The sequence below is a fragment of the Flavobacterium hibisci genome, assembly GCF_020026925.1.
GTDB lineage: Bacteria > Bacteroidota > Bacteroidia > Flavobacteriales > Flavobacteriaceae > Flavobacterium > Flavobacterium hibisci.
The window spans coordinates 55,268-75,998 of sequence record NZ_JAIQDW010000003.1 but is presented as its reverse complement, the minus strand read 5'-3'; the positions used below and the strand labels follow the sequence as shown (position 1 = coordinate 75,998).

17 protein-coding genes are annotated in these 20,731 nt (G+C 32.6%); 8 read left to right on the top strand and 9 right to left on the bottom strand.

Annotated elements, in window-relative coordinates; genetic code table 11:
- Nucleotides 1–105 precede the first annotated feature (105 nt).
- On the top strand, nt 106–768 hold the full coding sequence (gene rpe, locus K8B81_RS04315; protein WP_223679173.1) for a ribulose-phosphate 3-epimerase: 663 nt from the start codon (nt 106–108) through the stop codon (nt 766–768).
- On the opposite strand, the gene K8B81_RS04310 is transcribed toward rpe, so the two are convergent.
- Nucleotides 745–1,518 carry a DNA/RNA non-specific endonuclease gene (locus tag K8B81_RS04310; RefSeq protein ID WP_223679171.1) on the bottom strand — a complete coding sequence of 258 codons (774 nt, stop codon included), beginning with the start codon at nt 1,516–1,518 and terminating at the stop codon, nt 745–747. The genes rpe and K8B81_RS04310 overlap by 24 nt on opposite strands.
- 85 nt (nt 1,519–1,603) lie before the next feature.
- A complete protein-coding gene (locus K8B81_RS04305) occupies nt 1,604–3,790 on the bottom strand; it encodes a carboxy terminal-processing peptidase (RefSeq protein WP_223679169.1) in 2,187 nt (728 codons plus the stop codon).
- Between the two features lie 183 nt (nt 3,791–3,973).
- Here K8B81_RS04305 and surE point away from each other — a divergent pair, with 183 nt between their 5' ends.
- The 5 genes from surE to K8B81_RS04280 are packed head-to-tail and all read left to right on the top strand — an operon-like array spanning nt 3,974 to nt 8,754.
- Nucleotides 3,974–4,753, top strand: a complete 780-nt coding sequence (gene surE, locus K8B81_RS04300; protein WP_025571337.1) for a 5'/3'-nucleotidase SurE — start codon at nt 3,974–3,976, stop codon at nt 4,751–4,753.
- A complete protein-coding gene (locus tag K8B81_RS04295) occupies nt 4,746–5,018 on the top strand; it encodes a hypothetical protein (protein WP_223679167.1) in 273 nt (90 codons plus the stop codon). Before surE ends, K8B81_RS04295 begins: the two co-directional genes overlap by 8 nt.
- A gap of 39 nt (nt 5,019–5,057) precedes the next feature.
- Nucleotides 5,058–6,176, top strand: coding sequence for a lipid-A-disaccharide synthase (gene lpxB, locus K8B81_RS04290; RefSeq protein WP_223679165.1), 1,119 nt, complete (start codon nt 5,058–5,060; stop codon nt 6,174–6,176).
- A gap of 11 nt (nt 6,177–6,187) precedes the next feature.
- The gene (locus K8B81_RS04285; protein ID WP_223679164.1) at nt 6,188–6,667 is read left to right on the top strand and encodes a C40 family peptidase; all 480 of its coding nucleotides are present in this window, start codon (nt 6,188–6,190) and stop codon (nt 6,665–6,667) included.
- A gap of 47 nt (nt 6,668–6,714) precedes the next feature.
- The gene (locus K8B81_RS04280) at nt 6,715–8,754 is read left to right on the top strand and encodes a ComEC/Rec2 family competence protein (RefSeq protein WP_223679162.1); all 2,040 of its coding nucleotides are present in this window, start codon (nt 6,715–6,717) and stop codon (nt 8,752–8,754) included.
- A 4-nt stretch (nt 8,755–8,758) separates the two neighbouring features.
- Here K8B81_RS04280 and K8B81_RS04275 read toward each other — a convergent pair whose 3' ends face one another.
- The 5 genes from K8B81_RS04275 to K8B81_RS04255 form a co-directional block, all read right to left on the bottom strand.
- Entirely contained in the window at nt 8,759–9,211 is a 453-nt protein-coding gene (locus K8B81_RS04275; protein ID WP_223679160.1) for a thioredoxin family protein, read from the bottom strand.
- 231 nt (nt 9,212–9,442) lie between these two features.
- Entirely contained in the window at nt 9,443–9,910 is a 468-nt protein-coding gene (locus tag K8B81_RS04270) for a thioredoxin family protein (protein ID WP_223679158.1), read from the bottom strand.
- 47 nt (nt 9,911–9,957) lie between these two features.
- Nucleotides 9,958–11,442, bottom strand: coding sequence for a peptide MFS transporter (locus tag K8B81_RS04265; protein ID WP_223679695.1), 1,485 nt, complete (start codon nt 11,440–11,442; stop codon nt 9,958–9,960).
- Nucleotide 11,443: 1 nt separating this feature from the next.
- Nucleotides 11,444–13,120 (bottom strand): peptide MFS transporter, encoded by a 1,677-nt coding sequence (locus K8B81_RS04260; protein WP_223679155.1) that lies wholly within the window; start codon nt 13,118–13,120, stop codon nt 11,444–11,446.
- A gap of 37 nt (nt 13,121–13,157) precedes the next feature.
- Nucleotides 13,158–15,329, bottom strand: coding sequence for a S9 family peptidase (locus K8B81_RS04255; protein ID WP_223679153.1), 2,172 nt, complete (start codon nt 15,327–15,329; stop codon nt 13,158–13,160).
- A gap of 180 nt (nt 15,330–15,509) precedes the next feature.
- Between K8B81_RS04255 and K8B81_RS04250 the strand changes: the two genes are divergently transcribed.
- Entirely contained in the window at nt 15,510–16,808 is a 1,299-nt protein-coding gene (locus K8B81_RS04250; protein WP_223679151.1) for a hydroxymethylglutaryl-CoA reductase, degradative, read from the top strand.
- A 91-nt stretch (nt 16,809–16,899) separates the two neighbouring features.
- Entirely contained in the window at nt 16,900–17,814 is a 915-nt protein-coding gene (locus tag K8B81_RS04245; protein WP_223679149.1) for a GYDIA family GHMP kinase, read from the top strand.
- Nucleotides 17,815–17,823: 9 nt separating this feature from the next.
- On the opposite strand, the gene K8B81_RS04240 is transcribed toward K8B81_RS04245, so the two are convergent.
- Nucleotides 17,824–18,234 carry a hypothetical protein gene (locus K8B81_RS04240; protein ID WP_223679147.1) on the bottom strand — a complete coding sequence of 137 codons (411 nt, stop codon included), beginning with the start codon at nt 18,232–18,234 and terminating at the stop codon, nt 17,824–17,826.
- A gap of 294 nt (nt 18,235–18,528) precedes the next feature.
- Nucleotides 18,529–20,628: a peptidylprolyl isomerase gene (locus K8B81_RS04235; RefSeq protein WP_223679146.1), complete on the bottom strand. Its 2,100-nt coding sequence runs from the start codon at nt 20,626–20,628 to the stop codon at nt 18,529–18,531.
- Nucleotides 20,629–20,731 lie beyond the last annotated feature (103 nt).

The following is a 20,731-nucleotide window of genomic DNA, read 5'->3' as shown; positions in this document are numbered from 1 at the left end:
TGACTGTTCGTTTTTTGATTGATGATTGAAACTCCGGCTGATTACCGGAGTTTTTTATTTTTTATAATTACCTTTGCAAAAAATAACGCATCACAACTAACAACAATGAAAAACACTCTTATTGCTCCTTCTGTTCTTGCAGCTGATTTTGCCAATTTACAACGTGATATTGAAATGATTAATAATAGCCAGGCTGACTGGTTCCATATTGATATTATGGATGGAGTTTTTGTTCCTAACATTTCTTTTGGAATGCCTGTTTTAGAAGCAATCTCAAAACACGCTAACAAAACAATCGATGTACATTTAATGATTGTCGATCCTGACCGTTACATTAAAACTTTTGCAGATCTCGGAGCCAATAATTTAACAGTACATTACGAAGCCTGTAACCACCTGCACAGAACTTTACAAGCTATTAAATCCGAAGGAATGAAAGCGGGTGTTGCCATAAATCCCCATACAAATATAGATTTATTAGAAGATGTAATAAATGACATTGACTTAGTTTGTATTATGAGTGTAAACCCTGGATTTGGCGGACAATCGTTCATTGAAAACACTTATAATAAGGTTAAAAAACTCAAAGATTTAATTACACGCAAAAATGCTTCAACACTTATTGAAATTGATGGAGGTGTAACCAACAAAAATGCGAAACAATTAGTAGAAGCGGGTGCAGATGTTTTAGTTGCCGGAAGTTTTGTTTTTAAGGCTGAAAATCCAATAGCAACTATAGCCGACTTAAAAGTCCTTACTGCTTTTTAAATTTTTTAAATTAGGAAAGAAATCAATTCCAGTCATCTTTTCTAAAGTCTCAACAGGAACTACAAACTTGTAAATTCCCTTTTGGCTTTTTTCATTCGGAATCAAAAAAGCAATTACCTTGTGTTCCTTTCCTGATTTAGCCAAAACAATTTTATAAAAATATTTAGGAACAGAAACTTTTTCTGTTCCTATTTTTTTATCAGAGTCCCTTAAAATTCCTCCGGTAACTACATAAATAGCATTATACTTTCCGGCCCAATAACGAACTTTATTTTCTAAACGATTCCAGATTCCGCTATTAAATTCATGGTTCTGAGGTGAAATATTCGAAGTATAAAATGTATCGTTGTATGCTTTTTTATCAAACTCCATATCTCCTGCAGGGCACAAATGCCCTTTGTCATACCCTGATTTTTTATAATTCCTCCAGTCTGCCGATCTGGTGGTCACCTTCGGGTCTTCAATAAAATAAGGTCTTTTAAAATCATTATCTTTCAAATACTCTTTTTTTAATTCATATGCCACCCATTCTGCCTGTTCAAATTTTTCATTGTATGACAAAGTATAATAATCATGCTTTACAATTTGCTTTGTTGTAGAAGTTGGAAGATAATCAACAGTATAACCTGATTGCGAAATATTTTGTTTGTAATCAACCAATATATTTTGAGATATCAATACTTTATTTTCATCTTTTTTACAAGAGATTATACAAAATGTGATTAAAAATAAACCGAGTATTCTTTTCATGTATATAATTAAATATGTTTTCAAAAAAAAGCTCCATAAATCAAGAAATATGGAGCTTTAACTTTTTATGTAAGTATAATTAATATTAAGACTTAACCACTTTGTCTTTTTTTATTTTAGAGGAATTTGTTTGTTTATTAACATTGCCTTTAGGCTGTAGGTCGTCTAATACATTTAACGCCTCCTCAACATATATGTCTTTTGACAAAGCCTTATGCCATGCTTCTCTTTTTTCTTTTAAAGAAGCATCTTTAGCTATTTCAAGATTTTCATAAGGTAATGATTTAAAAACCAGATTGTTCTTATAATCAGCAATTGGTTTGTATTTTTTGCCTTCGCTTTCAACTTGCTCCTGTGTGGCTTTGAAATTTTTAATATTTAAGCTGTATGTGTTTTCTTTGTTTTTAACATCAATCCATTTCGCATTATCCTCTATTAATTTAAACTGAGGATTTTGAGCAATTCTGATTTTACTATTCGATATCGCCTGATTAAAGTTTTCGTTTGAATTCCATACATTATAGTTTGCAGGATCTATTTTATCCCAAGGCATTGCATTATCCATATCGCGCTCCCCCATTTTTAAATAAGCGTAACGATCCGGCATGACAACATCACTTTTTACTCCTTCCAGCTGAGTCGAACCTCCATTGATTCTATAAAACTTTTGAGCAGTTGCTTTCAAGGCTCCAAAATCACCAAAATCACTATTACGAACAAACTGATTCAAATCGATAACAGTCTGAACAGTACCTTTTCCATACGTTTGTTTACTACCAATGATTACACCTCGTTTGTAATCCTGAATTGCTGCAGCCAATATTTCAGATGCTGAGGCAGAAAAACTGTTTACCATTATTACCAATGGACCATCCCACTCAATTTTTTTATCTTTATCGTATAACACCTCTTTCTTTTTACCCGCTGATTTTACCTGAACAATTGGACCTTCTTCGATAAAAAGCCCTGCAATATCAACTACAGTCGAAAGTGATCCACCACCATCATCACGTACATCAAGTACAATTCCGCTAATATTTTCTTTTTTAAGTCTTTCAACTTCCAGTGCAATATCTTTACCAGCATCACGACCGTCTTTGTTTTCAAAATCGATATAAAATTTAGGCAAATAGATTACACCATATTTCAATCCGTTTTTTTCAACAATACTTGACTTAGCGTATGTTTCTTCTATCTCAACTACATCTCTGATAATTGAAATAACTTTAATACTTCCATCTACCTTTTTAACAGTAAGTCTTACTTCTGTTCCTTTATGCCCTTTGATTTTTTTCACAACATCATCAAGACGCATACCTACTACATCTACAGGCTCTTCTTTTCCTTGTCCTACCTTCAGGATCAAATCGCCTGATTCAAGCTCCTTTCCTTTCCAGGCCGGACCACCGGAAATCAATTCATCAATTTGCGTGAAATCGTTTTTCTTAGTCAAACGCGCTCCAATTCCTTCTAATTTTCCACTAATATTTACATCAAAACGATCTTTTTCTTCTGGTGCAAAATAGCTGGTGTGCGGATCAAAACGAGTCATAATTGAGTTTACATAAACAGAAAACCAATCTTGCTTATCCAAATCTTTTATTAAACTAAAATTATCATCCAATGATTTAAGAGAACTTTCACGTGTTTCTTTCTCTAAAGCTTCAAAAGATTTTACTTTATATGACGGGTCTGTTTTCTTTTTATCTTCTTCTAACTTTTGCTTTGTTACCAAAGAAGAAAGAGTTGATAATTTAATCTGCATTCTCCATCTTTCATTGATTTCGGCAGTACTTTTTGCATATGGGATTTTTTCATAATCTGCATTAAAAGTTTCATCAATATTATAATTAAATGGCTGTGCTAAAATCGTTTTATATCTTTTTTTGCTTTCTTCCATACGTTTCATTAATCTGGCATAAGTAAGATTAAAAAACGTCAAATCCTTGTTGATGAACTGATCATCCAGCATTAATTCATACTGTCTGAATTCATCAATATCAGACTGCAGAAAAAATCTTTTTGAGGGATCCAACGCATCAATATAATCTTTGAAAATTCCTTTTGAAAATTCATCGTCAATTGGCGGCGGATTATAATGCCCTTTTTCTATAACAAATGCCAATATTTCTAAAAGCATTTTATCTTTATTAGGATCCGGATCTACTGTTTTATCTGCATTAACCTTGAAAGCAAACAAGGTTACAGACAAGCATAATACGGCTATAAGGATTTTATAATTTCTTTTCATAAATTTAATAATAGCATTCATCAATTTTTTTCTCTAAGTTATAGTAAAAATCAAGCCAATAAAGCCAACCCTTCTATAATTTTTTGTTAAAGATATAAAAATCTTTCAATCACTAAAAACATTGATAATTTAGTTGACAAATTTTAATTTATTTGTTGGTATTCTATCTAAATCTGTACCTACATTTGTGTTAAATCTTTATTTATGAAAACTAAAAAGCCTTTAATATTAGTTACCAACGATGATGGCATTACTGCTCCTGGTATAAGAAGTTTAATAGAAATTATGAAAACTATTGGAGAGGTAATTGTTGTTGCCCCCGATAAACCTCAAAGCGCAACCGGGCACGCTATTACTATAAACAATACTTTATACCTTAACAAAATATCTAAAGAAAATGATCCGATTACAGAATATAGTTGCTCAGGAACTCCTGTAGATTGCGTAAAATTAGCCGTAAATGAAATCTTGAAAATGAAACCTGATTTATGTGTATCCGGAATCAATCACGGTTCAAATTCTTCTATAAACGTCATTTATTCCGGAACCATGAGTGCGGCTGTTGAAGCAGGTATTGAAGGGATCCCGGCTATAGGTTTTTCTTTGTTGGATTATAACTGGGATGCCGATTTTGAACCAATTAAAACATTTGTAAAAAAAATAGTTTTAGAAACACTTGAAAAAAAAACACCTCCTGGTGTTATTTTAAATGTTAATTTCCCAAAGCTGAAAGAAAAAGAAATCAAAGGCATTAAAGTCTGCAGACAGGCAAAAGCAATGTGGGTGGAAAAATTTGATAAGCGACAAACTCCTTTTGGAAAAGACTATTACTGGCTTTCAGGCGAATTTATAAATCAGGATAAAGGAGATGATACAGATGAATGGGCGTTAGAAAATGGCTATGTTTCGGTAGTTCCTGTTCAGTTTGATTTGACTGCACATCATGCGATTCAACAACTAAATACATGGAATTTAAATGAATAAAAAAGACATACTAATTGGCTTCATTGTCGGAATTTTGACTTCTTTAATTGGAACTTGTTTGTTCATTACTTTTTTTACAGAATTTGATATTCTATATGCAATCAAAACTATTAAAGAAAATGGCTATTTAGGAAAAGTAATTACGTTAGGTACCACCTTAGATCTTGCTGTTTTTGCAATTTTGTTAAAAAGGAATAAAGAATCTATGGCAGGAGGCGTCATCTTTGCAGTGATTGTTTTGGCATTCTTAACTTTACTGATTTAAGTTACTATCTTTGTATTCCTTTAAAAAAATACTAAAAGTATGAAATACTACATTATTGCAGGCGAAGCTTCTGGTGATTTACACGGTTCTAATTTAATGAAAGCCTTATATCAAGAGGATCCTGAAGCTGAAATTAGATTTTGGGGAGGGGATTTAATGCAAAAAGCAGGCGGAACTTTAGTAAAACACTATCGCGAACTGGCTTTCATGGGTTTTGTCGAAGTAGTTTTTAATTTAAAAACGATATTAAACAATATTAAATTCTGCAAAAAAGATATTTCAGAATTTCAGCCTGATGTTATCATTTTTATTGATTACCCGGGATTTAATATGCGAATTGCTAAATGGGCAAAAACATTGGATTATAAAACACATTATTACATTTCACCTCAAATTTGGGCCTGGAAAGAAAGCCGGATTACAGCAATAAAAAATGATGTGGATAAAATGTTCGTAATTTTACCTTTCGAGAAAGGCTTTTACGAAGACAAACATGGTTTTCCGGTAGAATTTGTGGGGCATCCTTTAATTGATGCTATTCATAATCAGCCCGCTTTTGATGAAGTGATTTTTAGAAAAGAAAATCAATTGAGTGATAAGCCCATTATTGCTCTTTTACCGGGCAGCCGAAAACAGGAAATTACAAAAATGCTGGGCGTAATGTTAAGCGTTGTTGATGATTTTAAAGATTATCAATTTGTCATTGCCGGTGCTCCCAGTCAGGATTTTGAATTCTACCAGCAATTTATTTCAGATAAAAACATCAAATTCATTTCGAATAAGACGTATGATTTATTACGGTCTTCAACAGCTGCTTTAGTTACTTCAGGAACTGCAACTTTAGAAACCGCACTTTTTAAAGTGCCTGAAGTTGTTTGCTATAAAGGAAGCTGGGCATCTTATCAAATCGCAAAAAGAATTATTACTTTAAAATATATTTCACTGGTTAATTTGATCATGGATGAGGAGGTCGTAACCGAATTAATTCAAAATGAATGTAACACAAAAAGAATCAAAGAAGAATTAAAAAAATTATTAGACCCGGATTATCGCAAGGAAATATTAAAAAAATATGATCTTTTAGAACAAAAGCTTGGAGGAATTGGAGCCAGTAAAAAAACGGCCCGTCTTATTGTCGCTGATTTAAAAAATCAATAAAAAGTTTCATTTTGAAAAAGGCGTTTATACAAATACTGTTCGCTATTTTGTTGGCATCGTGTAAAACAGGTTCAACCTCAAATAAAGAGTCTACAAAAGATACAAAATTTGTAATAAATAAATTAATTGAAACTGCAACTGATAATATTGGAATAGGTTATAAACCTGCTGGTACGACAAAAGCAGGTTTTGATTGCTCAGGTTTAGTCTTTTCCACTTTTAAAACAGAAAATATTGAACTTCCCAGAAGTTCTTACGAACAATCGAAAATTGGAAGAGTGATAAAATTCGATGATGCAAAAAAAGGGGATTTAATTTTCTTTAAAACCAACAAAAGCAAGCAAATTAATCATGTTGGGCTTATAACAGAGGTAAGCCGCGATGAAATAAAATTTGTCCATTCCTCTACTTCCAAAGGAGTAATTATTTCGTCAACAAAAGAAAATTATTACAAAACTTCATTTGTTCAGATCAACAGAATACTTGAATAATTTCAAATAAAAAGGATAATTCTTACATTTTTTAATACTTTTACATTATGAAAGTATTAAATTACCCTTTGAGTAAAATCACCATTTTTTTTATAATTGGCATTTTAGCTGGTTATTATTTAAATCCTGATTTACCTTATATAAGTTTTGCTCTTTTTTCAGCCTTACTATCTCTTATAACTTCTTACTTTTTATCACAAAAGAGAAAGAAACTTGTAACGTTTTTTACCCTGAATACTTATTTGGCAGCATTTTTTATTGGCTGCCTCACCTTGTTATTTCATACGGAGTCTTTACAAAAAACAAATTATACAAATTGTAAAAAGGTTTTTGAAAAGCCACAAGAAATAACATTCTGCCTGCATGAGAAATTAAAAAGCAATGACTATAATGACAGATATATAGCAATCATTAGCCGAATTGAAAATCAAAATTACACAGGAAGAATTATTGTAAATATCCAAAAAGACAGCTTACCTAACCCGCTTATAATTGGGAACACAATTCGCTTAAAAACGACATTACAACAAAATAGCAGTCCCAAAAATCCGAACCAGTTCGACTATGCCCGGTATCTGAAAGACAAACAAATTTATGCGCAGGTTTTCGCGACTAAATCAGAAATAAGAATTAATAAAACAATAAAAAAAGACATTTGGTATTATACGGCAAAATTACACTCTAGGATTGTAAATAACCTTAATAAGCAACATTTTGCTCCTACTGAAATGAATGTTGCATTAGCTCTTATCCTGGGTCAAAGACAAGAAATATCTTCTGACATTATTCAGGATTATCAATTTTCTGGTGCGACACATATCCTTTCGGTTTCAGGGCTGCATGTCGGTTTTATAATGTTACTGATTGGTTTTGTTCTAAAGCCAATTGGAAATACACGAAAAGGCTCTTTTATAAAACTAATTGCCATTCTGATGGCTCTATTTATCTTTGCAATAATCTCAGGTCTATCCCCTTCTGTACTGCGTTCAGTAGTCATGTTTTCATTTCTTGCGATTGGCAATCATCTTCGAAGAAGCGACAACACTTATCATACCTTATTAGTTTCTCTTTTTTTGATATTACTTTTTGAACCCTATTTTTTATTTGATGTGGGTTTCCAACTAAGTTATCTGGCACTATTTTTTATTATTTGGCTCCAGCCAGTATTAAAAAATATGTGGAACCCTAAAAACAAAATTGTAATGAACATCTGGAATGTTTTGACGGTTTCGTTTGCCGCACAAATTGGCACTTTGCCACTCTGCCTATATTATTTTCATCAGTTTCCCGGATTATTTTTTGTGACCAATATTGTTATTATCCCGATTTTATCTGTCGTAATGATTGTTGGTATATTGGTAATGATTTTAGCCGTTTTTAATGCCGCTCCGGAATTTCTGATTCAAATTTTAGAAAAAAGCATTTACCTCTTAAATAAGGTTATTCATATTGTAGCATCATTTGATTCTTTTGTAATAAAGGACATTAGTTTTAACAATTACTATTTATTTTCATTTTACTTGTTTATAACGTTTGCCATTATTTGGATAAAAAAACCAACCTATTTAAAATTATGCGGGACATTGTTAGCTGTAATTATTTTACAAATCTCATTTATAGTGACTAAAAAAGATATCCAGAGCCAACAGGAAATTATTATTTACAACATGAAAAAAGAAACCATTATTTCTGTAAAAAAAGGAGAAAACATTACTTTGTTTGGTAATAATGCCTTTTTAAAGAAAACATCAAAAAACGGTATTCTGAATTCCTATCTGGTTGGCAATTTTAGCTCTTTAAAAAAGAAAACACAAATCAAAAACACACTATATTTTAATAACAATAAGATTTCTATTATTGATAGTACAGGAATTTATCAGGATAAAATACAACCTGACATTTTACTTTTAATTCAGTCACCAAAAATTAATCTGGATCGGATTTTAAAAACATTACATCCTAAGATAATTATTGCTGATGCATCAAATTCATATACTATTCAAAAACATTGGAAAGAGAGTTGTTTAAAACAAAAAATCCCTTTCCATGCAACGAATGAAAAGGGATTCTACAAAATATTTAATTAAAATCTTATTCGCTTGGATGTAAAATTGCATCCGATTCAGAAATCCATGCTTTTGCACCTCCGGGCTTATATCCAATTTTGCCCAGTGCCTGAAATGTTGTCTTACTTTTTCTAATAGAAGCGTTTGCAAAACAAACTTCTGGTAAATCCTGAACACCAAATGCATTTTTAAGTTTTACATTTTGTTCTTTATCAGCATCCGATGCATTGATGTCAGATAAATCTAATTTAACCAAAATTACATTATCTCTTGACCATACTGCAAAGTCAGGAGTTTTAAAAACTTCATTCTGAAGATTCGTTGGTGCACTTGAAGAAGTAAAAAAGATCAACATTGGTTTATTTTCTTCGTTGCTTGCAGTTATTGCAGCTTCCATAGTTGTCTTCCAAACTATATTTTGGGCTTGGAAAGTTAGTGACCCTAAAAACAAAATTAGCAGGAGTATTTTTTTTATCATAGTATAAAGATTTGGTTTGTTAGCAAAACGAAATTAACATTATATTTTAATTCTGCAAGGTTTTTTAGTATTAAAATTATACAATGTGTTTTTTTAAGTATAATATTTTACGAAAATCCGATACAAACTAAAACAAGCAAAAAAAATGAGATAATTTTTCCTACTAAACAAAAAAAATCCTCTCGCTTTATTTATGCGAGAGGATTCATAATATTGTGAGAAATATATTTTTTACATTTTTTGTGATTTAAGTATTCCGTCAGCAACTGCCAGCCAGGCTGTTGGGCCACCAGCAACATAACCTGTATTGCCAAGCCCTTTGAAATTTACTTTTCCATCTTTACTTTCGGCATTTGTGAAATATACGGTTGGAAAACCCTGTATTCCAAAAGCCTGCTGCAATTCGGCATTTTGATTCTTTATCTCAGGAGTCTGGGCTGTTCTTCTAGGATAATCCAACTCTACCAAAATTACATTTTCCTTCGCCCATTTTTGGAATTCAGGTGTTTTCAGTACTTCATTTTGCAAGCGAATACACCACCCACACCAGTCACTTCCCGTAAAAAACATCATTAAAGGTTTTTTTTCTTTATTGCTGATTTCTATTGCTTCCCTAACATCTGTGTGCCAGTTTAAATCCTGAGCTTGTAAAGCAAAAGAAGTTAGTATAAAAAAAGCTAGTATAAATATTTTTCTCATTTGGTTTTATTTTTTTCAAATTTAAACAAAATAGCATTGCTAAATACCTATTTTACTTCCTGCATTAATTTTTTAATGAATGGTGAAATTGCAATTAGAACCACTCCTGCTATCAGCGAATAAATTGCCAGTTGATAATATCCCTCAGTATAAGATTCTAATTTAGAAAGTAATGTATCACCGGTATTTGATTTAGATATTTCAGCCCCCAGTTTACCAGCGAACAACTGTCCAAATGCTGCTGCTAAAAACCATAACCCCATCATCATACCAAATAATCTTTTGGGAGATAATTTGGTGATAATTGACATTCCGATTGGACCTAAACAAAGCTCACCAATAGTGGTTACCAAATAAGCAAAAGTAAATACATTTAAAGAAGCTATTCCATTAGAGTCTGCAAAAAACTTTGTCAGATAAAAAATATAAAATGAAGCAGCTAAAAACAAAAAGCCAATTCCAAATTTAATCAACGTATTGGGTTCAATTTTTCTTTTGCCCATCCAAATCCATAACAAACCAATCAACGGACTTAGTACAACCACAAAAAAGGTGTTGGAGCTATTGTTTACAATATTAGGATCAATTGAAAAAAACAACAATTTATCATTTAGATTATCTTTTGCAAAAAGAGACAATGAACCACCACTTTGCTCATAAATAGCGTTAAATAAAAGATAGAAAAAGACAAATAAAAATGCTGCAAATAGCTTTTTCTGAAGCTTTATATCCCCTAGTTTAATTAATTCATAGGCAAAATACAAAACAGCAACTATTCCAATCGTATACATAAAATAGTCGGTATAATCTGTATTCTTTACCATTATATAAATAAGCGGAATACTTAAAAGTGAAAGCAGATAAACTGAAAATTCACGTATTTTTCTTTTCCCTGTTTCCATTTCAAGTAAAGGAGAATCACCTATAGGCCCCAGATATTTTTTTGTTGCCATAAAGGTAATCAGTCCTAAAAACATTACAATTGCAGCTGATAGAAAACACAACTCCCAGGAATAATATTTCCCTAGATAAACACATAAAGCACCTCCAAAAAGACCACCAACATTTATTCCTGCATAAAACATTCCGTAACCGGCATCTCTTCTTCCATCTTCTTCTTTATATAATTCCCCTACCATCGAAGAGACATTTGGCTTAAAAAATCCTGTTCCTATAATAGAGAAAGCAATTCCGTAATAAAACATATCATGTGGTGCTATGGCAATCAAAAGATTTCCAAGAATCATGACAATTGCCCCAAATAGTAATGATTTTTTAAATCCTAAAATTTTATCGGCAAAAATTCCTCCTATAAAAGTAAACGCATAAACAAAAGCCTGAATAGCACCATATTGCAAATTAGCATGGTCTTCTTTCAAAAAAAGCTGATCCACCATGAAAATAGTCAGAACACCCCGCATTCCGTAGAAGCAGAAACGTTCCCACATTTCAACAAAAAACAAGTACCACAATTGTTTTGGGTACTTGCCTTTAAAATTTTGAATTTCCTCTAAAGTGATTTTACTTTCCATCTTATCTAACCCCATGCATCAATTTTTTCAATAATGGAGTCAGGGCAAATAATAATAGTGCTGCAATACCTGTAAGTACAACAAATACAAGGAAAAACTCATATAAATTATGGATTTCAAATCCGGCAAAAACAGGATTTTGAGCATTAATCTGATGTTTATCTAATAATGCTAATTGTTCCGCTGTTGGGGTTATTGTTCTATCTAAAACTGCCTGAAGATCAATCCCTAATTCTTTTGCCTTTGCAAATTTATCACCTGTAGCAGGCAAAATAGAGCCTAAAGTACCTCCTAAAGCATACCCTGAAGCATTGGACAAGAAAAATACACCATATAATAAGGATGCAAAACGTTTTGGAGAAAGTTTACCAACCAACGACAAACCAATTGGAGACAAACATAACTCTGCGCAAGTATTTAAGAAATACAACAAAATCAACCATTTAACCAATAATAAACCCGAAGTTCCGATATAAGAAACCTGCGTAGCAATCATAAAGAAACTCACAGAAATTACGACTAAGCCAATAGCTAATTTAACCGGAGAAATCGGTTCTTTTCCTTTTGCCCTTAACGTATCCCATAATACACTAAACGGAACTGCTAGTAGTACAACAAATAATCCGTTAAAAATTTGCACCATCGATGCCGGCATATGGTAACCAAAGAAATTCCTATCTGTCTGATTATCTGCAATAAATGTCAATGAAGAACCTGCCTGCTCAAATGCCGCCCAGAAGAAAATGATAAAAAACGAAACTATATAAATTACAATAATTCTGTCTCTTTCTATTTTTGTCAATGAAGAATCAGAAACAATTAATCCCGCCAATGATAAACCACTTGAATAAATCAAAGTATAAATAAGGTTTTGACCTACTACATAATGAAAGAACAAACCTAAAAGGACAAATGCGACTCCGGCAATAGATAAAGCCTTAGAAGAGAAATTAGCTTGTTGAGCTTCACCTTCTTCAAAATCAGAAGCATCATTTTTAGAAGGCAATCCTCCTAAGGGCTTTCCTTCTGGTGAAACTACATATTTGTTTTTTAAGAAGTAGAAAAGTAAAGTACCTAGCAACATCGCAACAGAAGCAGCCAGGAATCCCCATCTGAAAGCATGAATATCCCTAACTCCGCCAGCATCTTTTACATCCCCCAAAATTGGACAAATAGATTGTCCTAAAAAGGCTCCAATATTAATTCCCATATAGAAAATAGTAAAAGCCGTATCCAGTTTTGTTTTTTCCTGTTTTGGATACAAACTTCCAACCATACTGGAAATGTTTGGCTTGAAAAAACCATTACCAAAAACAATTACCCCTAAGGCAGAATACATGATGATTTTTGCTAGTTCTAAATTTGATGCAAAAACACTTCCACTCGTAAATAATAACAATTGTCCGATTGCCATAAGCAATCCTCCTAGTAAAATACAATTCCTGTTTCCTAAATAACGATCTGCAATAAATCCTCCTAACATTGGTGTTAAATAGCAAAGTCCAAGGAAGCCTCCATAAATCAAAGATGCTTCTTCCTCTTTCATTAATAATGAATTCACAAGAAATAAGGTTAATAAAGCCCGCATTCCATAAAAATTGAATCGCTCCCACATCTCTGTTCCAAACAATACCCAAAGTCCTTTTGGATGCGAAGTTTTTACTTGAGTTTCTTTCATATTATTCATTATTATTATTTAGATTGATAAAATTGTATTATAAATTTTCTTTTATGAAATTAGTCATTTTATTGTAAAGCTGAATTCTGGTTTTTCCGCCATAAATACCATGATTTTTGTCCGGATATATCTGAGAATCGAATTGTTTATTTGCCTGAATTAACGCTTCCATCATTTGCATTGAATTTTGTACATGAACGTTATCATCACCAGAACCGTGAATCAAAAGAAATTTTCCTTTTAATTTATTTACGTGGTTGATTGGCGAATTATTGTCATATCCGCTTGCATTTTCCTGGGGTGTCTGCATATATCTTTCGGTATAAACGCTGTCATAAAAACGCCAGTTGGTTACCGGGGCAACCGCAATTGCCATTTTGAAAACATCGGCTCCCTGAAAAATACAGTTTGAAGCCATAAACCCGCCGTAACTCCATCCAAAAATTCCAATTCTCGAAGCATCTACATACGGATAAGCACCTATTACTTTCGCAGCATCGATTTGATCTTCTACTTCAAATTTACCTAACTCTTTTTGCGTTACTTTTTTGAAATCAGCTCCTTTAAAACCTGTTCCTCTTCCGTCAACACAAGCCACTATGTAACCTTGCTGCGTAAGGGAGAGAAACCAGTAATCATCCGTATTGTTCCAGTCATTATTAACCTGCTGAGAACCAGGACCTGAATATTGGTACATAAAAACAGGGTATTTTTTAGAAGGGTCAAAATCTTTTGGCTTTAAAATCCACGCATTTAGTTCATTACCTTTAGCTGTTTTTAAAACAAAGAATTCTTTTTTCGGCAAATTATAAGCCTCTAATTTAGCAGCAAGAGCCTTATTATCTTCGATGACCTGAATTTCCTTTCCGGTTTTTGCTTCATTTAAAGTATATGTTGTAGGCTGAATATTACTGGAGAAAGTAGTAATGAAATATTGGAAATTTGGACTGAAAGTCGCTGCACTTGTCCCTGTTTTAGCAGCAAGAGCAATTTTATTTTTTCCATCTAATGAAATACGGTAAACTGCTCTGTTGATAGAACCATTTTCTGTAGACTGGTAGAAAATTGTTTTTGTTTTTTCATCGAAACCGTAGTATGAAGTTACTTCCCAGTTTCCTTTTGTAACCTGATTTTTAAGTTTTCCGGTTTTATCATATAAATAAATATGATTGAATCCGTCTTTTTCGCTGGTCCAGATAAAACTATTATCTTTTAAGAATGTCAAATTATCTGTAACATCAACATAGGCCTTGTCTTTTTCATTTAGAACGACTTTTGCGGCAGCTGTGTTTCCATCAATAAATAGTAAATCAAGATTATCCTGGTGTCGGTTTAAAACCTGGGCTGATAAAACATTGTTATCATTTGTCCATTGCAGCCTTGCGATGTAAAAATCATTATAGTTTGCTAAGTCAACTTTTTTAGTACTATTTGCTGTAATATCAAAAATATGCAGGGAAACTTCTGAATTTTTTTCTCCCGCTTTAGGATATTTAAACGTTTCGATTGTCGGGTATAAATCTTTATGAAACATAGACATCGAAAATTCCGGAACCTGACTCTCATCAAAACGAATATAAGCTACTTTTTTGCTGTCTTTGCTCCAGTCGAATGCTCTCACAAAAGCAAATTCTTCTTCATAAACCCAATCCGTAATACCATTTATAATTGCATTTTTCTTTCCATCAGTTGTGACTGCGGTCGATTTTTTTGAAGCTACGTCATACACATACAGATTGTTTTCTTTCGCATATGCGATTTTGGTTCCATCAGGCGAAAAAGTAGGTTCCTGAACCTGAAAATCAAAAAGCTTAGTTAAAGATTTTGAAGTAATATCATATAAATAATAATGAGCCGTAAACGAGTGGCGAAAAATCTGATTGGAATTGCAGGCGATTAAAATCTTTTTTTCAGAAGCATCAAAAGTATAGCTGTCGATTCCGTCTGAAAGTTCTGCATGATTTTTTGTATCAATTAAATTGGATATTTTTTTAAGGGTGGCAAAATCATATAAATCAATCTGCATGCTTCTGCTCGCCTGATCAACATTTAAAACCGTATATTGATCTGATTTTTTTAAAGACTGCAATTCGTCCATCCCTTTGGCCCGAAAAGCTCCGCTATAAATATTTTCTATAGTTATTTTTTGTTGTCCATAAACGGCAGCAACTAAAAATAAAAGCATTACAGTAATTTTACCTGAATTCATCTAGTCGTATTTTAATATAAAAAGAGCCCAATTTTAGTAAAAAAATCGAACATAATACACATTTTAATTGTTAAATGTTAAAAAAATAAAGTTTAGAATCATTTTACATTTTAAAAAACATTTCAAACAAAAGTCTTAAAATGGTATCTTTGCTACTAGATACTACTTAATATACTGAGAATGAATAACGCTGTTGCCGGATTTTCTAAATTATCCAAAAAAGAAAAAATTAACTGGATTGCAAAAGAATTTTTTTCAAATCCTAAAGAGGCACAAAATATAATAAGAAATTACTGGAATTCAGATGAAAAGCTGCAACAGCTGCATGATGAATTTATAGAAAATACCATTACTAATTTATACATTCCGCTTGGAGTTGCCCCAAATTTCCTGATTAACGGCAAATACAAAACGATTCCAATGGCAATTGAAGAAAGTTCTGTTGTTGCAGCGGCATCAAAATCTGCAAAATACTGGGCAACACGTGGCGGTTTCAAAGCAACGGTAATCGATACTGAAAAAATCGGACAAGTTCATTTTACTTTCATTGGAGATGCTCAAAAATTAGACGATTTATTCAATCAAATAAAACCAAAATTCTTTTCTGACACCCAAAGCATTACTAAAAATATGCAGCAGCGTGGCGGCGGAATTTTGGATATCCAATTAAAAGACAAGAGAAATTTACTTGAGAATTATTTTCAGCTGCATGCCACTTTTGAAACAAAAGACAGCATGGGAGCGAATTTTATCAACTCTTGTCTGGAACAATTTGCCACAACCCTAAAAGAAGAAACTCAAAATGCAGGTCTGGAAGTTCAGGTTATTATGAGCATTTTGTCTAACTATGTCCCAAACTGTATTGTGAGAGCAGAGGTTTCCTGTCCGGTCGAAGATTTAACAGAAAAACATATTAGCAATCCACGGGATTTTGCCGAACGTTTTGTACAAGCTGTGCAAATCGCCGAAGCAGAACCTTTCAGGGCCGTAACACATAATAAAGGGATTATGAATGGTGTTGATGCTGTAGTCTTGGCAACGGGAAATGATTTCAGGGCAGTTGAAGCTGCTGTTCATGCGTATGCTTCAAAAAATGGACAATATTCAAGTTTATCCCACGCTAAAATAGAAAACGGAATTTTTACTTTCTGGCTCGAAATTCCTTTGGCTCTGGGAACCGTAGGCGGTCTAACTTCATTACATCCATTAGTAAAATTGTGTTTAGAAATTTTGCAGAAGCCCTCTTCCAAAGAATTAATGGAGATTGTAGCCGTAGCAGGTTTAGCACAAAATTTTGCCGCTTTGCGTTCCCTCACTACAACCGGTATTCAGGAAGGCCATATGAAAATGCACCTTAATAATATAATTAACCAATTTGAAGCCACTGAAGAAGAGCGTCATTTAATTAAGGCACATTTTAAAAAAACCGCCATATCTCATAGTGCTGTAGTAGAATTTATTGAAAATTTACGAAAGTAATTAGAAGCTATTCCCGCTATTCGTTTCAATCTTTTGCGCCGAACCCCGGCACAAAAGGATTTACACTACTATCGGGGCTAAAAAACACAGAATGAAAACAACCTTTTACAGCAACGGAAAACTTTTAATTACAGGAGAATATTTAGTTCTTGACGGGGCAAAAGCTTTGGCATTGCCCACAAAATTTGGTCAAAACCTGATTATAGAAAATAGCTCAGACAAGAAAATTCAATGGAAGAGTTACAATGTTGACGGAAAAATCTGGTTTGAAGATATTATTTCGTTCGATGAAATAATTAATAATATAAATGCAGCAACTGAATCTGTAAAAACAACGTTGGTTACTATTTTACACGAAGCCTATCTTTTAAATCCCACATTCATTGATACTGCTCAAGGTTACAAAGTGACTACAGAACTTACATTTCCAAAAAACTGGGGACTTGGTACATCTTCTACCTTATTAAACAATATTGCGCAGTGGACACAAATTGATGCTTTTACTTTGCTTAAAAATAGTTTTGGAGGCAGCGGCTATGATATTGCCTGTGCACAAAATAACATACCTATTGTTTATCATTTGGAAAACAATTTACCTATTGTGGAACCTATAGATTTTTATCCTGATTATACTCAAAACATTTATTTTGTTTATCTAAATAAAAAACAAAGCAGTAAAAGAGCTATTAATGCATACTACAATAATAAAAACAATCATTTAGCTAAAAATATAATCGACAATAACAAGATTACGGATGCTGTAATCAATGCAAAAACGGTAAAAGAATTTGCTCACGCATTAGAAAACCACGAAATCCATTTGAGTGAAATACTGGAACTGCAAACAATTAAAGAAAAAGCATTCCCAGATTTTGATGGAGTAATTAAAAGTCTTGGCGCCTGGGGTGGCGATTTTGTGATGGTCGTTTCTAAAGAAAATCCCAAAGCTTATTTTAACTCTAGAGGTTATGAAACTATCCTTACTTATGACGAAATGATATTGTAATAAACTTTATTAATAATTTACCTTTTTATCATTTTCTTTTGTGATTTTTGTTTTAAGCTGCCGGACTTTTTGACTCTCCAGTTCATTAGATTCAATGAGAGTGTTATGTAAACGTTCTGCCATTTTTTCTATACTGTTGGTAATAGAATCATATACCAGCTCCATTCTGCGGTGTTTTTCTTCCTTTACAGCCCTTAAAACATCTTCTACAAAAACTTTGTCATATTTCTCAGCAACAGAATCCCGGGTATTGGTCAGCCTAATAACATAATCGTTACTTAGAATAGTAACTTTAAAATGTTGTTCTTCATTACTTAAATAGTATTTACCTCCTAATTCGTCAACATTTATGTCAGTACTGCTAACTTTTAAAAGTTCTGTTATGATCCCAAAAATATGATTTTCAATTTTGGAATACACTTTAGCTTTTTTTCTAAAAAACTTAAACATACAACAAACTAAATACCTGATTATTAATGTAATTATCTATCATGCTTCCGTAATTTACTTTTGTTAAAACAAAAATTCTGACAAATTAACTGCAATAATTTGAATATCCCAAATTTTTTAAATCATATTTCTATTACCTCTATGTAACATTAGAAAAAACACTTTTAAATACTACAATAAAATCTTACAAAGTGGTTTTAAAACAAAGAGAAACCCGAAACGTTTTAATACATTTCGGGTTTCTCTTTATATTTATTACTTCTATTAGTAATTAAACTGTAATCTGTTATCTTCGATTTTAGCGTTATTTTTCAAAGCTGGTAAAATTCTGCTTGCATCTGATGCGCTTTGAGCTTTCACCTTAGATACATACTCAGCATGATTTTGCAGTGCTGGTGCTTTAATTGTTTTAATATTTTTCACAACATACACACCTGTATTTCCTTCAATTGGAGCAGATACTTTATTAACAGCTAATGCAAATGCATTACCTACCACTTTAGGCTCCTGACCAACACCTCCAGGCAATACCGGATTATCTAAAGTAACATTTGTTGCTTGTTGCACTTTTACCCCGGCACTCTTAGCGATAGCCTCAATACTTGAACCTGTCATTTTAGCTTTTAAGATTTCTGCTTTTTTCTTGTTTTTAAGGATTGGCTCTACATAAGGTCTTGCCAGTGTAACAGATACTAAACCAGATTTGTTTTCACTTTTGTATTGCGCAATTACGTGACCAATATTTGCTATTTCAAAACGTTTTACATCACCTTCTTTTGTTTCTTTATCAAATGCCCATCTTATAATAGCACGCTGGTTTCCTAATGGGCCAAAAGATTCATCCATAGCTTTAGCCGTTACAGGAGCTTCAACTTTTAATCCTAATTGTTTAGCAGTAGCATTAAAATCTTTATCAGCAGCATCCATTTCAAATTTAGTTGCCAGTGTAAATACTTTATCAGATGTGGCTTCAGAAGGCTGAATTTTTTGAGCAATTGTAGCTAAGCGAATTCCGTCTTGTTTATCTGTAATTTTAATAACGTGAAATCCGAAAGGAGTTTCAACCAAACCAACTTTTCCAATCCCGTTACTGAATACAAAATCATTAAATGGTTTTACCATCTGGTTTGGACCAAAATATCCTAAATCACCACCTTGCTGTGCAGATGAGTCATCAGAGCTTGTAAAAGCAAGCATCATAAAACTATCAGGATTGGCCTGAACTTGTTTTAAAATATCCTCAGCTTTAGCTTTAGCTTCTTCTTTTGTTCTCTTTTCTTTCTGGTTTGGAGTCTGAGATCCTTCATATCCAATTAAGATATGACTTGCTTTTGCGTTAACACCTGCTTTAAATCCTAAAGATTTAGAAATAGCATAGTATTTTCCAAAAACATATGGCCCGTAAATCTGACCTGGAGCTAAACTGAATAATTTATCAGCATCAACTGCAGGTAAAGAATTTTTAGCGATATACGTTGAATCGTAAGGAACGTCTGAATTAGCATTTACAAATTCAGCAATGTTTTTAGCATTTCTAAATCCAGGTAATGTATCATTTTTACCAGTTTTAGCATTGTACTCTACTCTTCCGTTTAATAATGATGTAATTTTAGCTTTAATTTCAGCTTCATCTTCTTTAGAAGGTTTGTCTTCTACTAATACATACTGAATTTCACGAGTAGCATCTGCTTTAAATTTTTTCTCGTTTTTCTTCATGTAATCCACAATCTCTGAGTCAGAAATTTTTACTTCACTATCTTTAATAGAAGAATATAAGGCTGCAGCATATGAAAAATCTACTTTATTAGCTTCCATTTCATATTTCAGTTTTCCTTCGCTTGCTGTAGTATAAAGACCTGATTTTACAAGTGTATTGTAGATTTGGAATTTCGCATTTAAAGTAGCATCTTTTTCTTTTTCAGTAATAAACTGAGCTGCTTCAGGATTTGCTTTAAAGTATTCCTTGAATTTTGCAATATCAAACATACCTGCAGCATTCAGGAACATTGGATTTTTACCAATATTAGGATCCGATTTTAAAACTTCTAAAAGGTGTTTCTCTCCTACTCTCAATCCTAATTTATCAAATTGGGCTGACAATAAAGCGATTGAAACTTCCTGATCCCATACTCTGTTTGCAGCTTCAGTTGAAGTAATCCCTTGTCCACTTTTTTCAACATTACTAACTTTAACTCTAAAGTCTTCAAATGAAATATCCTTTCCATCGATGCTTCCAACATCTTTTGAACTTTGACCAAAAGTACCGCTGTTGAAAAGATCCTGTATTATAAATGCAAATAATGCAAGTGCAATAACTCCTATCAATAATGCGGAACGCTGTCTAATTTTTGCTAAAACTGCCATTTTTATTATCGTTAATTTTATATTCAGTTTGCGAAAATACAATTATCTGGTTAATAACAATACAACTAGTGTTTTATTTTCGACTTTTTTTTAAAATTCTTAA